The sequence below is a fragment of the Anabaena sp. CCY 9402-a genome, assembly GCF_963920945.1.
GTDB classification, from domain to species: Bacteria; Cyanobacteriota; Cyanobacteriia; order Cyanobacteriales; family Nostocaceae; genus Trichormus; species Trichormus minutissimus.
In genome coordinates, this window is sequence record NZ_CAWUDL010000024.1 from 48175 (window position 1) to 61274 (window position 13100).

The following is a 13100-nucleotide window of genomic DNA, read 5'->3' on the forward strand; positions in this document are numbered from 1 at the left end:
AGATTAATTACCCTGAACTCATGTCACTATACTTATACTTTTATAATTAAAATGCAAGGATAGTTAAGACATTTAAGCAGAAAGTTAAGCAATAAAAAGACAGTTAAGACATTTAAACTAAAAATCCGTAAATTATATGATTGGTTTTTCCCTAATGAGAACTAAGCGATATGGGACTAAAATTTAATGTACTTAAACGGAGCAAATCGCATTGTAAAGTATATCTATTTCATCGGCATAAAGTATCTAAAAATTGCTGACCATTGTGTTAATCTCTTTGTTTGATATCAGAATTTGACATGAAATACCAAGTTGGCGGTAGTCTCCCTAGTGATGATCCTAGCTATGTTATCCGTCACGCGGACGAACATCTCTATGCCAGTCTCAAAGCAGGCGATTTTTGTTACGTCTTTAATTCTCGCCAAATGGGTAAATCATCTCTACTACATCGCACAAGGGATCATCTGACGAAAGAAGGTCATAACTGTGTTTATCTAGATGTGACTCGTTTAGGTAGTGAGGATACAACAACTGAACAATGGTACAAAGGAGTTATTATCAGTCTTTTTTACGGCTTAAATTTGGCTGAAGAAGTCAATTTTAAACAGTGGTGGGAGATGCAAGCAGGTCTTTCCCCTGTACAGAAATTAAATCAGTTTATAGAAGAGGTGTTATTGTGCCAAAAACGAAATCAGCGTATTTTTATTTTTATTGATGAAATTGATAGTTTGTTGAGCTTGAGCTTTTCAGCCAGTGACTTTTTTGCCTGGATTCGTCATTGTTATAACCAAAGAGCGCACGATCCGAAATTTCAACGTTTAGGATTTGCACTGTTTGGGGTAGTCACTCCATCCGACCTAATTGCTGACAAGCGTCGCACACCTTTCAATATTGGTACAGCAATTGAGTTGTATGGTTTTAAAATAGACGAAGCTACACCATTGCTGTCAGGGTTAGCACAAGTAATCAGCCAACCCCAGATAATTCTACAGAAGATTATTACCTGGACAGGCGGACAACCTTTTCTGACTCAAAAACTTTGTCAGTTAGTAGTTCACATTGCTGGGGAAACACCAACCAAAAAAATTAATCTACCCCCAGGTACAGAAGGATATTGGCTAGAGCAACTGGTAAAAAAGCATATTATTCAACATTGGAAAGCCAAAGACGATCCCGAACACCTCCGCACGATCCGCGATCGCCTCCTATTCAACGAACAACGGGCAGGGCGGTTGTTAGGCCTTTATCAGCAGGTGTTGCAAGCGGAGACAGCAAGAGAAAAGGCGCAGGCTAACGCTCCTATAGTCATCGATGACAGTCGAGAACAGACAGAATTATTGTTATCTGGTTTAGTCGAGAAACACAACGGCTACCTCAAGATTAAAAATCCCATTTATCGGCATATTTTTAATTCTGAATGGGTGGTAAGGCAATTAGACAATCTGCGTCCTTACTCGCAAGTATTCAATGCTTGGGTAGCATCGGGCTATAAAGATGAGTCCCGGTTACTGCGAGGGCAAGCTTTAAAAGATGCTCAAAATTGGTCGCAAGGTAAAAGTTTGAGCGATTTCGATTATAAGTTTTTTGCCGCTAGTCAAGAATACGAACAGCGCGAAGTACGAACAGCATTGGAGGTAGCAAAGGCTAAAGAAGTAGAAGCACGACTGGTACATGAGAAAAAAACTGCTAAATTGCAAAGATTTCTGCTAATTGGAATGTGTATTAAGTTACTCATTTCTATAAGTTTAGGGGTAGGAATTTTCATTTTGTACCGCCGATCTCTGAAAAGCGAAACTCAAGCTAAAAACAGTGAAATTCGGGCGATTGTCTCTTCTTCTGAGGGACTATTTGCCTCACATCGCAAGCTAGATGCGCTTATAGAAGCAATTAAAGCCAAAGATAGGCTGCAAAAACTAGCAAAACCAAACACGAATATTCAGCATCAGGTAGAGAATGTACTGCGTCAAGCTGTTTATGGTGCAGATGAGTACAACCGTTTTGTCGGTCATACAGCAGCAGTTATGGCCGTAGCAGTTAGTCCTGATAGTTCTCTCATTGCTTCAGCCAGTATAGATAAAACAATTAAGCTGTGGCGACGTGATGGTACAGCAGTTGCAACTCTTCTAGGTCATCAGGGAGCAGTCAGGGCGATCGCTTTTAGTCCTGACGGTCGGATACTTGCCTCGGCGAGTGAGGATGGTACGATTAAACTCTGGAAACGGCAGGACACAGATGCACTGTGGCGTGTCTCTCAAACATTTAAAGGTCACACTGCTTCTGTTTGGGGAGTCGCCTTTAGTCCTGATGGTCAGTTTTTAGCCTCTGTTGGTTGGGACAAAACAGTAAGATTTTGGCAACAAGACGGGACTTTACTCAAAACATTTTCGGGTTACAAATGGGGGTTTTGGGGAGTTGCTTTTAGTCCTGATGGTCAAACTGTCGCGGCTGCAAATCTAGATGGAACAGTGAAAATTTGGCAACGAGATGCTACAGGCTGGCAAAATGCCAAAGCTCTACAAACTCTGGAAGGTCACACAGGTTGGGTTATAGGAGTTGCTTTCAGTCCTGACGGACAGACTATTGCTTCAGCGAGTGAAGACAAAACTGTCAAACTTTGGCAACGGGACAGTACAGATGGTAGCTATCGCCTGGATAAAACTTTGCAAGGTAACAGTGCGGGTATTGCGGGAGTAGCATTTAGTCCTGATGGCCAGACTATTGTCTGTGCCAGTCTCGACAAAAGTATGAAACTTTGGCACATTGATGGTACAGAACTGAGAACCCTCAGAGGACATAGTGCGTCTGTCTGGGGCGTAACTTTCAGTCCTGATGGTAGCTTTATTGCTTCGGCGGGGGCAGAAAACGTAGTCAGACTCTGGCAAAGTGAAAATCAATTCCAGAAGAGTGTGATGGCTCATGGTGCAGGGATTTGGTCAATCGCTATTACCTCCGATAGTTCCACCATCGCCACAGCCAGTCATGAAAAAGTTGCTAAGTTTTGGAGTCCCCAAGGCAAATTACGGAAAACTTGGACTGAAGGAAGCGTAGTTTTCGAGATTTCATTCAGTGAGGATGGCAAGTTAGTTGCTCTTCCTGCTCACGATGATACGGTAAAAGTCAAGCAGCGAGACAGTAGTTTAATCGCTAGTTACAAATATCCTTATGGCAAAAGCACAGGCGCAGTATTGAGTCCTGATGGTCAAGCGATCGCGATCGCCAATGTTGATAAAATTGCTCAGATATGGAAGCGTGATCAGTCTGCACCACAGATTCTTAAAGGACATCAAGCTGAAGTGTGGCAGGTTGCATTTAGCCCTGACAGTCGGCTGGTTGCCTCAGCCAGTGGTGATGGTAATGTAAAGTTATGGACACTGGATGGCCAGTTACTCAGAACTCTTGTTGGACATTCGGCGGCAGTATGGAGAGTTGCTTTTAGTCCAGACGGTAAAATGGTAGCTTCTGGAAGTGGCGACAATACTGCTAAGTTATGGACTGTTGATGGTAAGTTGTTGAAAACATTCAAAGGTCACACAGCTGCGATTTGGGGAGTGGCTTTTAGTCCCGACAGCAAAATACTTGCTTCTGCTAGTGTGGATACTACCATTAAGTTATGGAAGCTAGATGGTACAGAACTAACAACCCTCAAAGGACATACCGCAGCTATTAGGAAAATTGCTATCAGCCGCGATGGAACGTTGCTGGCTTCAGGCGGTGATGACAACACACTAATTATCTGGAATTTGCAGCGCATTCTCAACTTAGATGCACCAGCTTATGGTTGCAATTTAGTCAAAGATTATTTGAAAACTAATATAGCTTTAGAAGATAGCGATCGCTCTTTGTGCGACTAGCTAGAATTAGGGCTTGCAGAAGAGTAATATTACTTTGAATTCTATTGGCTAGATTTGTCAGAATTTTCTCAAATTAAACCCTTGCGGATTGCTTGTAGTCGCTGCAATATTGTCAAGAAATGACCATTATCTATGAGTTGTGCTAAATGTCCACTACAAAAACGTTCTTGACGAACGTGGCTAGTAAATAATTTCTGTATTGTAGAAATATCGGCTACATTTAATAATTCAGGAGTAGTTACAAAACTATTAGCTTCATGCTGCCAATTTGTCCAATCAAAAGATATGACAAATTTTTCTGTATAAAGTGCTGTGATGAATCTATTAAATTCTTTAGAATAGTTGTAGGAGTCTAACGCTAGAGGTTCTGTTTGTATGTCATATAGTTGGCAGTCTTGATGAGAAAATAATGTTAAAAAGGTGAGTATATTATCAATATTTTCTAGAGCAATCTGATTAGACATACTCAAATCCTCAAGACTCAATTGCAAAAATTAGGTGCTAGAAGACAATTATACAGATTCACCAGATATATTCTTATACAATCTCACACTAAATCATGCACGCAACATCTCCAACAGGAGCAGATTTAGTCAAAAATATCAGTCTTTTTTCACAAAATTTTCTTGTTTCTCTGCCAGATTCACCTCAGATGCTCATTAATCTCAGCACAAATTTTTCTTGGTTTTGTTAGTTGTAACATCTATTTTCTGTATCCTCGGATGACTTTGATGACAAGTGATACACCAGAAGCATTAGAATCAGATAAGGAAATTGAGCGTTTAATTGATGAAATAATGTCAGCCAATCTGACTGATGAACAGTACCGCGAAAAAATGCAGCGTCGTAAAGAAGTACAAGAACGACGCATAGCATCAGCTGTGCCAGAAAAAGGGTTAATTATTGTCAATACTGGTAACGGTAAAGGGAAAACAACCGCCGCACTGGGAATGGTGTTGCGATCGCTTGGTCACGGTTACAAAGTAGCCATTGTCCAATACATCAAAGGTTCGTGGGAACCTTCAGAGAAAAAGGTGTTCAGCCTTTGGGAAGACCAAATAGAATTTCACGCAATGGGGGAAGGCTTCACCTGGGAAACCCAAGACCGCGATCGCGATTTGGAAAAAGCCAGCGCAGCTTGGGAAAAATCACTAGAATTCATCCGCAACCCTGATTTTCAGCTAGTGCTATTAGATGAAATCAATATTGCGCTGAAAATGGGATATTTACAAGTAGATGAAGTGTTAGCTGGTCTAGCAGAGAAACCAGCCAATAAACACGTCATCCTCACTGGTAGAGGCGCACCAGCCGCCATCATTGACCGCGCCGACCTAGTTACAGAAATGACTCTGGTTAAGCATCCTTTTCGTGACCAAAACGTCAAGGCGCAACCAGGGATTGAGTTTTAATTAGGGGACAGGGGACAAATGACAGGTGACAGTTAACGTTGAGTACACATTTGGAGAATGCGGCGATCGTCTCCACTAATAGAGTTAATCTGATGATAGTCTTGCAGGGCTACAGAGTGGGCATAAGTCATTGGCTCATCGCTGGAAAATCTAGGTATTCTACTAGCTGTAGCTACATCTGGTGAAATACCGGCATCTGGTGTACTAGTTACAGTCATTGCCAACTCTCCAGATTGGTTGAGTGTGCCTTGGAAGCAGCTAAACTCAGACCTAGGCATATATAATGCACCCACTAATCTACCTTGCCGTTTTTGAAATACAACATAGCCTTGGCCTATCTGGTTTGGTTGTGCTGATTGACCATATAGATAAATTCCATCTTTTGTAGGTACGTTGACTTTTTGGCTATTTCCTGAGTTTTTAGCAGCTTTTTGAGTATTAATATTCTTCTCTAAACTGACAGAGGAAACTAGTCTTGATTGCTGTGACTGAAGATTGTTAATGCTTTCAGTGTCTTTGGCTACTGTCCGCAGTTGACTTCTTTGCTCACGAATTTGTCTTAGTTGCACTAGCAGAGGAGTCGAGGAACTATCTTGTTTTTTTTGCGTCGATGTAGGGAGAGTCGCAGCGTAAGCATAACCCGTCCTAGATATCGCTTGTGTAGAGTGAGGCGATTGTTTGATCTGATTATTTAGTAAAGTTTTTTCACCCACCACACCAAGGGTGAAAATTAAACCAATGGCGGGGATTGTCAATTGGCGCAAAGAAAAAAGGTTAGATATGTTGTTAAGCACCCGACTTCTCCTGTTACAAACTTAACGACTTCCTCAGCGATTCACTTAAACCATACCTAAGTTTCTATTATTTAAGATTCGGTCAAAGGTTTGATTAAAATTTCTGAGAATAACAAACAGCTAAAAAATGAGTTTTTATGCAATTTCCGATGATAGTCCTACCTTATCACTGATAAAGACATTAACGCTTCACCCAGAAGGTTCATTCTATTGGGGGATGCGCTCGTAAAATCCCATGCACTGAGAGGGTTTGACATCTTGCTGCTATATTTAATATGTTAAAAAAATTGACGTTTCGCCTCAATAACGTCTCGCTTTGTTAAGTACATAGATATCTACAACGGCAAATAATTCAATTTCGGAAAAGGTGCAATTATTTTTGAATATCCTACAGACATGAGTTTTTATACTTAAGTAAATTGGTGAGAAAAATCTAATGTATATGAAAAAATGTAAATAGTAGTGGCGTGTTATGCCGTAGGCTAACGCACCTTGAATTGTTGGCGGTGCGTTGCGCTGTGCGACAAAACACCCTACATTAAAATTTCTTAATTTTGATACGTTTGTAGTAAGGACTTTAGTCCTTCAGGACTTACGCAAGTGTCACAATCGATAGTTGGTGCGTGACGCTATAAGTCTCATGACTAAGTTCAAATACTTTCGCAGCGTCACACACCCTACGCGAAAAATTGCCAGTTGCGTAAGTCCTAAGAGCTTTGAATTGGTATTACTATAGTTATCTAGGGTGAACTGATTATATGGCATATAGTGATTTTAATTTAGAAAAAATTAAACAAAAATTTCAAATAAATACTATTGAAGATGTGGGCATATTTGCTAATTCACCAGATATAGAACCTAGTCAATTATTATTGTGGAAGCCAAAAAGGAAAATATCACTGCTGGGTTAGGACAATGTATAGCAGAAATGCTAGCAGCGAAAATTTTTAACGAGCGCACTGGTAATGAAAATTTTACAATTTATGGAACTGTCACAACTGGCAGTATTTGGCAATTTCTCAAATTAGAAGGAGAAGTTATCTATATTGATTTAAGTGAATATTATCTTAAAGATGTTAATAAAATTTTGGGAATCTTAGCCAGTGGTTTACGTTAAAATTTTCCCAAAAAATTGCCCCCTGGGTTCAGGAGGCGCATCACCTTATAGAGACGTACTCTACATTTAACTAGCAACGTATTCTTTGACATTAGCTCGACGGCGACGCAGATGAGCTAGGGCTTGATGCTCTAATTGGCGGACTCTTTCACGACTAAGGTTTAATCGCTCGCCGACTTTTGCTAGAGACAGTTCGTTACCATCCTCTAAACCGAAGCGTAGTGCTACCACTTCTCGCTGTTGGGGTGTGAGTTCGGCTAACAAGGTGTTCAAGTCTTGGCGTAAGAACTCTTGGGTGGTGTAATACTCTGGTGATGGGCCGTCATCTTCGAGCATTTCTTGCAGTTCTGTATCCTGGTTGTCACCCACTCGTATATCTAAAGAAACTGGTTGACGCGCCATGTTCAGATACTCACGAATCTGAACAGGTTCTAGTTCTAGTTCTTTGGCGATTTCTGCCGGAGTTGGCGATCGCCCCAAAGTCTGTGCTAGTTCGCGCTGTACTTTTTTAATTTTGTTCAGTTTCTCGGTAATATGGATGGGTAGGCGAATTGTCCGACCTTGTTGAGCGATCGCACGGGTAATTGCTTGGCGAATCCACCAGTAAGCGTAGGTGGAGAATTTATAGCCCCGCATCGGGTCAAATTTCTCTACGCCTCGCTCTAATCCTAAAGTTCCCTCTTGGATTAAATCCAGAAACTCCATGTTCCGTTTCTGGTATTTTTTGGCGATCGCTACTACTAAACGCAGGTTCGCTTCAATCATCTTTTGCTTGGCGCGTTTACCTTGAGCTACGGTCTGTTTCACCTCGGTTTCCGATTGGTGAACATGATCAGCCCACTCTGGTAAACTGGGTTCGCGTTCTAACTTCTTCGCTAAGGCTTCTTTCGCGTCTAGAAGTGTCATCATTTGCTGCACCTGCTTCCCGTAAACAATCTCTTGCTCACGGGTGAGCAGGGGAACTCTACCAATTTCTCGCAGATAGGTTCGCACCATATCAGCCGTGAATTTGGCGTTCAGGTCTTCATTATGGGTGTTAACAGTAGGCATTGGTGCGTTGTCCTCTACTCCCTAAACACAATCAATCTTGAGTAACTAAATCTGACAGTGGAAATTAGTCAGATATCACAGAACATGACGCGCTACCAAAACTTTCACATTGCGGATGTCCATTTTTCAGAAGGCGCGTCCTTGAGATATGTTCCCCTAGCTTCCCTACATTTTTGAATCTCTGACAAGCAATCTGGGTTGTTTTCAAGAATTCTTTCTTTAGTTGCTAGTGGCAACTGTTCAATCCGAAGTCAGTATGAGTTCTACTTATCTCATCGTAGAACAAATCAGGCAGATAGTAAAGTAGCCCGAAGATGGATATATATTATAATCCAAAATGGTTTGTTTGTTAAAAAAATTTACTTCCTTTCTTCAGCTAACTATATCTATAGTGACGTGGAAACCCCCTCTGCTGTTGCATGGAAGTAGGGAGATAACCGAACTGGGTAGGGCAAGATAATGGAGGGAAGTTACGAACAGTAAAATTTAGGAATTAGCTATTGGGGATTTGTAGTTAATAGGTTCTTTGTGGGAACTGTTGACTGTTGACTGTTGACTGTGGACTTGACTAGTCCTCTTACATAAATGCTGAAGCTGTCATGTTGAGCGAAGCGAAACATCTCATTTTCGGACTGTTGCAATAGGTCTACTGTTGGCTGTTGACTGATAGAGAAAAACTAATTAACGCCGTGTGCAACTTTCTCTCAAACCTAACCCCCAACCCCTTCCCTACAAGGGAATGGGAGCAAGATTTAAAGCCTCTCTCCTTGCAGGGGAGAGGTTTGGAGAGGGGTTTCAAAAATACGTTGCACATCGCATCAATTCCTAATTCCCCTAGTGATTTTCAGAAACCTAAATCGGCTTTAGCTAGTTCAGCAGCTGCAAATACCTCTTCATCTGGTTTTTCTTCCCAAGCGGTATCGCCAATTTCGGTGTAAAAGGTGGCATCGTAGGGACGGGTTCTTACTACCACAGGCATAGGGACGGCGTGACCTAAGATTAAGGCTTGTTGCTTGGAGTCTAACTTTGCTAGCACAGACCTTAAACCACCAGCACCGGAAACACCTGTAAAGATTGCGTCGATGTCTTTCTCATCGTTGAGCAAAGCGGTGATGCGAGTGCCGATTTGGGACATGACTTCATTATCTATCCCAGAGGGTCTTTGATCAACTACTAGAAGTGTGACGAAATATTTTCGCAGTTCACGGGCAATTGTGCCGAAGATGGTACTTTGAACTATGGCTGGGTCAAGGAAGCGGTGCGCCTCTTCTATCGTAATCATTAATGGTGTGGGGCGATCGCAAGGATTTTTGCTTTGTAGGAATTTATCAGCCTTTTTGACGTAATGCTCATGAATCCGTCTGGTGATCATGTTAGTCACCAACATATATGAGAGCATATTCGACTGAGAACCAAATTCTACTACTACATTTTTCCCAGCTTCTAAGGATTGTAAGATTTTACTAATATAATTCTGGGGACAAACTGCCCGCATATATTTAAGTCCATCTAAACGCAATAATTTGCGCTGCAAGGCCATAATTGAGCCTTTGTGTCCCCGCTTCTCGTCACAGAACATCTCAATGTCTTCATTAGTCATGTTCAGCAGTTGGACAATCCAAGATTTGCCGAACTCACTATATAAGATGTTGGCATTATCTAAAGCCGCGTCTGATAAGCCTAAATCTCGACTACATAATTTCACATCTTCGACTTCGATTTGTTCATAACTCAGATAGAGTTCTTGGGAATCTCGCACCCCCCGACGCTTGCTAGATTCAGGATCAAGGGTGTAAACTTCGACTCTACCAGGGAAAAGCTGCTTGAGTCCCTTCACTGTGTTGACGTTTTTACCCTCTGCTACGGCTTCCCAGCCATATTCAGAGTGCATATCAAAAATCAAGCTGACTGCGGCATTTTTGCGGATAACACCGGCTAAGAGTAAGCGTGTGAGAAAAGATTTACCTGTACCCGATTTACCAAATACCCCATTACTACGTTCCACAAAGCGATTTAAATCGATACACACCGGGACATCCATATCTAAGGGTTTACCGATGGAAAAGTTCCGCCTTTGGGGGTCATCTTCCCAACCAAATACCCGCCGAAAATCTTCCACGCTAGCTTCATAAACTTGGCTGAAGTGGCTAGGAATAGTTTTCACGGGGAGTAATTCCATCGTGGTACTAGTTTGGGGTTGGAAGGAAGCCAGATTAGTAGAGGATGGGACAAAGGGGTTTACAGATTTACCATCTGTGGTGGAAAAAGACTCATGGGATTCAGGGGTGAACATCAACATGGGTGAGAGGTTAATCGTCCCGTATGTTCCACTACCAGCTAACACATCTCGTAAAAACGTGTCTTCCCAACTGGGGGGGCTAGCGATGATGCGGGCGTTAGCAGTACCCAATGCTACATCTGTCAGCATACAAAAAAAGCGCGATCGCATCCCCTGGACGACTAAAAATTTACCCACCCGCATATCCTCAACGGAAATATCGGGGTGTAATCGCACTTCTAAACCCCCAGTCAAAGAACCTTGGATTACTGAACCTAATGGTTGTGGCAAATTTTCATTAGTCATTGGGAATTGGGAATTGGGTATGAGTTAATAGCCATTAGTCCCCCCCTGTCACCTGTCACCTATCACCTGTCACCTATTCCCCCTACTCCCTCATCTACTCAATCTGAATAGAAGTCGGCGCAGAACCAGTCGGGGGAACGCCAATTAATGGTTTGCGAAATTGGGTGTAGATGCGATCGCGCCAAGCAAAAAACGCTGCATAATCAGGGTTGTCTGCTATAGATGGTACACCTTTACCTCGAATGGTGACGGGTAAATCTAGGTAAGCTCCTTCAGGGAACTTTAATAGTATAGATAAACCTGCGACTGCTAAATCAGCTAGGGTGGGTTCATCTCCAGTTAAGTAGGGACTATCAACTAACAATAGGTTGACTGCTTCTAGGTCTTGTTTTAAATCTGCGATCGCAGATTTGATCACCTCTGGCGTATATCCTACACCAAACCCCAACATAGTCATAAAATCACCAGGGACACCTTCCACTAAAGTTTTGAGGATATCTGGTGTGGAGGTTGGTAATAAAGACTTACGAAAATTCTGGTCTTGACTGATAGCCGAAAATAGTGCTTTCCTACCCTTGATACCAATTGACTCATCAGCCCATTCTTCTATTAATAAAGTTAAGCCCCGTTTTTTGGGGTCTTGTGGTATTAGAGGACGATCTGGATATTCTAAGTCTAAATACTTAGCTATTGCTGTAGAATCAGCAATATATCTACTACCATCCTTTAATACTGGTAGTTGCTTTTGCCCAGTCAACCGAAATAGTTCTACCTGACCAATTCCAGGTGTCACCTCAATTTTGCGGTATTCTAAACCTTTATAGTCTAGAATTAGCCGCACTTTTTCCGAGTATTGAGAGAGTTCCCACTGGTATAATTCCAACATTTTATATACCTTGCAACTAATGAGTTTATGAACTTTCTAATTGTATCTTTAGTTCTAGTAAATTTCCTGAGTAAATAATTAATTATTACCTAATTTATTTGCTCGAAAAATTGTTTTTTTGTCATCTTTTATAGTTTTTGCTATCTTAGTAGAACTGATTTTTCGTATCGATGATCATCGCAATTTCTACAGCTATTCCGTAAAATAGCACACATGAATTAGATTTGCTATAATGTGCGGACAGCAGTAAATATTAGCATTTTAGTATTTAATTTAACTGATCATTGATCTAGTTGAAAAATTCTTGCAATTAGTCTGAACCTGCTTTAAAGCTACATTCAAAGCTGAAGAATCATATTTTTACCCAAAAATCTTACTGCCGTGGTTAGATTTTGTTGGTAGTAAGATGTTATAAATCTTTAATGTAAACGCTGTAAAATTAGAACAAACAAAATTTATGAAGCTCAACTACAGCAAATTGCTGACTAATTTTGCTAGTGTAGTAAGTCTAGCAGGTGTTAGTTTCCTGATCAGCTTACCATCGGGCGCAAAAGAGGTATTAAATCCCAATCCTACTATTCTCCAAGAAGCTCGCTATAACCGGAGTCAATCTACCCCTGATAATGTGATAGAACTCACAAAGGGTAATGACAAACAACAGATAGCACAAGCCCCAGGGAATGGCAGACTAAATCCTAGACCCAGCATATTTAACGAGCCTCCTTATAATCGCGGTAGCCGCACCACACCGACTGAAGTAGCACCACCCCCAGCGACAACACCCACCGCACCTGAGACACCAGCCGCAGGAACAACTGAAACTCAAGGCAAAACTTTGTTAGCATTGGCGGAGTCTTCTCCCTCTTTTACAGTATTAACCAAAGCCATCAAAGCTGCTGGACTCAGCGAAGTTCTGCAAGGCAAAGATAACTTAACAGTGTTTGCACCTACTGATGCTGCATTTGCGAAATTACCACAAGACGCTGTACAAGAGTTATTCAAACCAGAAAACAAAGAAGTATTAGTCAAGATTTTGACTTACCATGTTGTTGCTGGTAATGTTTTATCAACTGATTTAAAATCAGGTGAAGTTAAAAGTGTTGAAGGCGGTGCGATTAATGTCAAAGTTGATCCTAACACTGGTGTTACCGTCAATGATGCCAAAGTGAGCCAGGCAGATATTAAAGCGAGCAATGGTGTAATCCATGCCATTGACGAAGTAATTTTACCCCCCGATTTGTAGGCTGAGTTCAAAGCTAGAATAACTAGCCTACCTGCAATCAAGTTTTAAATAGTGAAAGCCTCATTCAAGTTTTAGCTTTATTTTGAATGAGGCTTTTATCTAGTTTGTAGTAAGGACTTTAGTCCTTCTTAAATTCTTCCAGAATAAGGGCTAAAGCCCTTACTAC

General features: G+C 41.5%; 8 protein-coding genes and 1 pseudogene. 4 read left to right on the plus strand and 5 right to left on the minus strand.

Annotated elements, in window-relative coordinates:
- The first annotated feature begins 299 nt into the window (after window positions 1-299).
- Complete coding sequence (locus ACM0OR_RS11205) at window positions 300-3851, plus strand: AAA-like domain-containing protein (RefSeq protein WP_414576270.1); 3552 nt, start codon at window positions 300-302, stop codon at window positions 3849-3851.
- A gap of 68 nt (window positions 3852-3919) precedes the next feature.
- On the opposite strand, the gene ACM0OR_RS11210 is transcribed toward ACM0OR_RS11205, so the two are convergent.
- Window positions 3920-4315 carry a DUF6508 domain-containing protein gene (locus tag ACM0OR_RS11210; RefSeq protein ID WP_414576271.1) on the minus strand — a complete coding sequence of 132 codons (396 nt, stop codon included), beginning with the start codon at window positions 4313-4315 and terminating at the stop codon, window positions 3920-3922.
- A 267-nt stretch (window positions 4316-4582) separates the two neighbouring features.
- Here ACM0OR_RS11210 and cobO point away from each other — a divergent pair, with 267 nt between their 5' ends.
- On the plus strand, window positions 4583-5260 hold the full coding sequence (gene cobO / locus ACM0OR_RS11215) for a cob(I)yrinic acid a,c-diamide adenosyltransferase (protein WP_323267647.1): 678 nt from the start codon (window positions 4583-4585) through the stop codon (window positions 5258-5260).
- Between the two features lie 32 nt (window positions 5261-5292).
- On the opposite strand, the gene ACM0OR_RS11220 is transcribed toward cobO, so the two are convergent.
- On the minus strand, window positions 5293-6054 hold the full coding sequence (locus tag ACM0OR_RS11220) for a hypothetical protein (RefSeq protein WP_414576272.1): 762 nt from the start codon (window positions 6052-6054) through the stop codon (window positions 5293-5295).
- Window positions 6055-6919: 865 nt separating this feature from the next.
- Between ACM0OR_RS11220 and ACM0OR_RS11225 the strand changes: the two are divergent.
- A pseudogene (locus tag ACM0OR_RS11225) lies at window positions 6920-7171 on the plus strand (hypothetical protein); the annotation flags it as partial.
- A 66-nt stretch (window positions 7172-7237) separates the two neighbouring features.
- Here the strand turns inward: ACM0OR_RS11225 and ACM0OR_RS11230 are convergent.
- The 3 genes from ACM0OR_RS11230 to ACM0OR_RS11240 all read right to left on the minus strand — a co-directional run bounded on the left by ACM0OR_RS11230 (window position 7238) and on the right by ACM0OR_RS11240 (window position 11691).
- Window positions 7238-8221 (minus strand): RNA polymerase sigma factor, RpoD/SigA family, encoded by a 984-nt coding sequence (locus ACM0OR_RS11230; RefSeq protein ID WP_414576273.1) that lies wholly within the window; start codon window positions 8219-8221, stop codon window positions 7238-7240.
- 844 nt (window positions 8222-9065) lie between these two features.
- Window positions 9066-10805 (minus strand): helicase HerA domain-containing protein, encoded by a 1740-nt coding sequence (locus tag ACM0OR_RS11235; protein WP_414576274.1) that lies wholly within the window; start codon window positions 10803-10805, stop codon window positions 9066-9068.
- A gap of 94 nt (window positions 10806-10899) precedes the next feature.
- Window positions 10900-11691 carry a glutathione S-transferase family protein gene (locus ACM0OR_RS11240; protein ID WP_323267642.1) on the minus strand — a complete coding sequence of 264 codons (792 nt, stop codon included), beginning with the start codon at window positions 11689-11691 and terminating at the stop codon, window positions 10900-10902.
- Between the two features lie 457 nt (window positions 11692-12148).
- Between ACM0OR_RS11240 and ACM0OR_RS11245 the strand changes: the two genes are divergently transcribed.
- On the plus strand, window positions 12149-12934 hold the full coding sequence (locus tag ACM0OR_RS11245) for a fasciclin domain-containing protein (protein ID WP_323267641.1): 786 nt from the start codon (window positions 12149-12151) through the stop codon (window positions 12932-12934).
- The last annotated feature ends 166 nt before the right edge of the window (window positions 12935-13100 follow it).

Bases quoted from the DNA above. Each gene is read 5' to 3' on its own strand.
- ACM0OR_RS11205 (WP_414576270.1), top strand. From the start codon at position 300: ATGAAATACCAAGTTGGCGGTAGTCTCCCTAGTGATGATCCTAGCTAT.
- ACM0OR_RS11210 (WP_414576271.1), bottom strand. From the start codon at position 4,315: ATGTCTAATCAGATTGCTCTAGAAAATATTGATAATATACTCACCTTT.
- cobO (WP_323267647.1), top strand. From the start codon at position 4,583: ATGACAAGTGATACACCAGAAGCATTAGAATCAGATAAGGAAATTGAG.
- ACM0OR_RS11230 (WP_414576273.1), bottom strand. From the start codon at position 8,221: ATGCCTACTGTTAACACCCATAATGAAGACCTGAACGCCAAATTCACG.
- ACM0OR_RS11235 (WP_414576274.1), bottom strand. From the start codon at position 10,805: ATGACTAATGAAAATTTGCCACAACCATTAGGTTCAGTAATCCAAGGT.
- ACM0OR_RS11240 (WP_323267642.1), bottom strand. From the start codon at position 11,691: ATGTTGGAATTATACCAGTGGGAACTCTCTCAATACTCGGAAAAAGTG.
- ACM0OR_RS11245 (WP_323267641.1), top strand. From the start codon at position 12,149: ATGAAGCTCAACTACAGCAAATTGCTGACTAATTTTGCTAGTGTAGTA.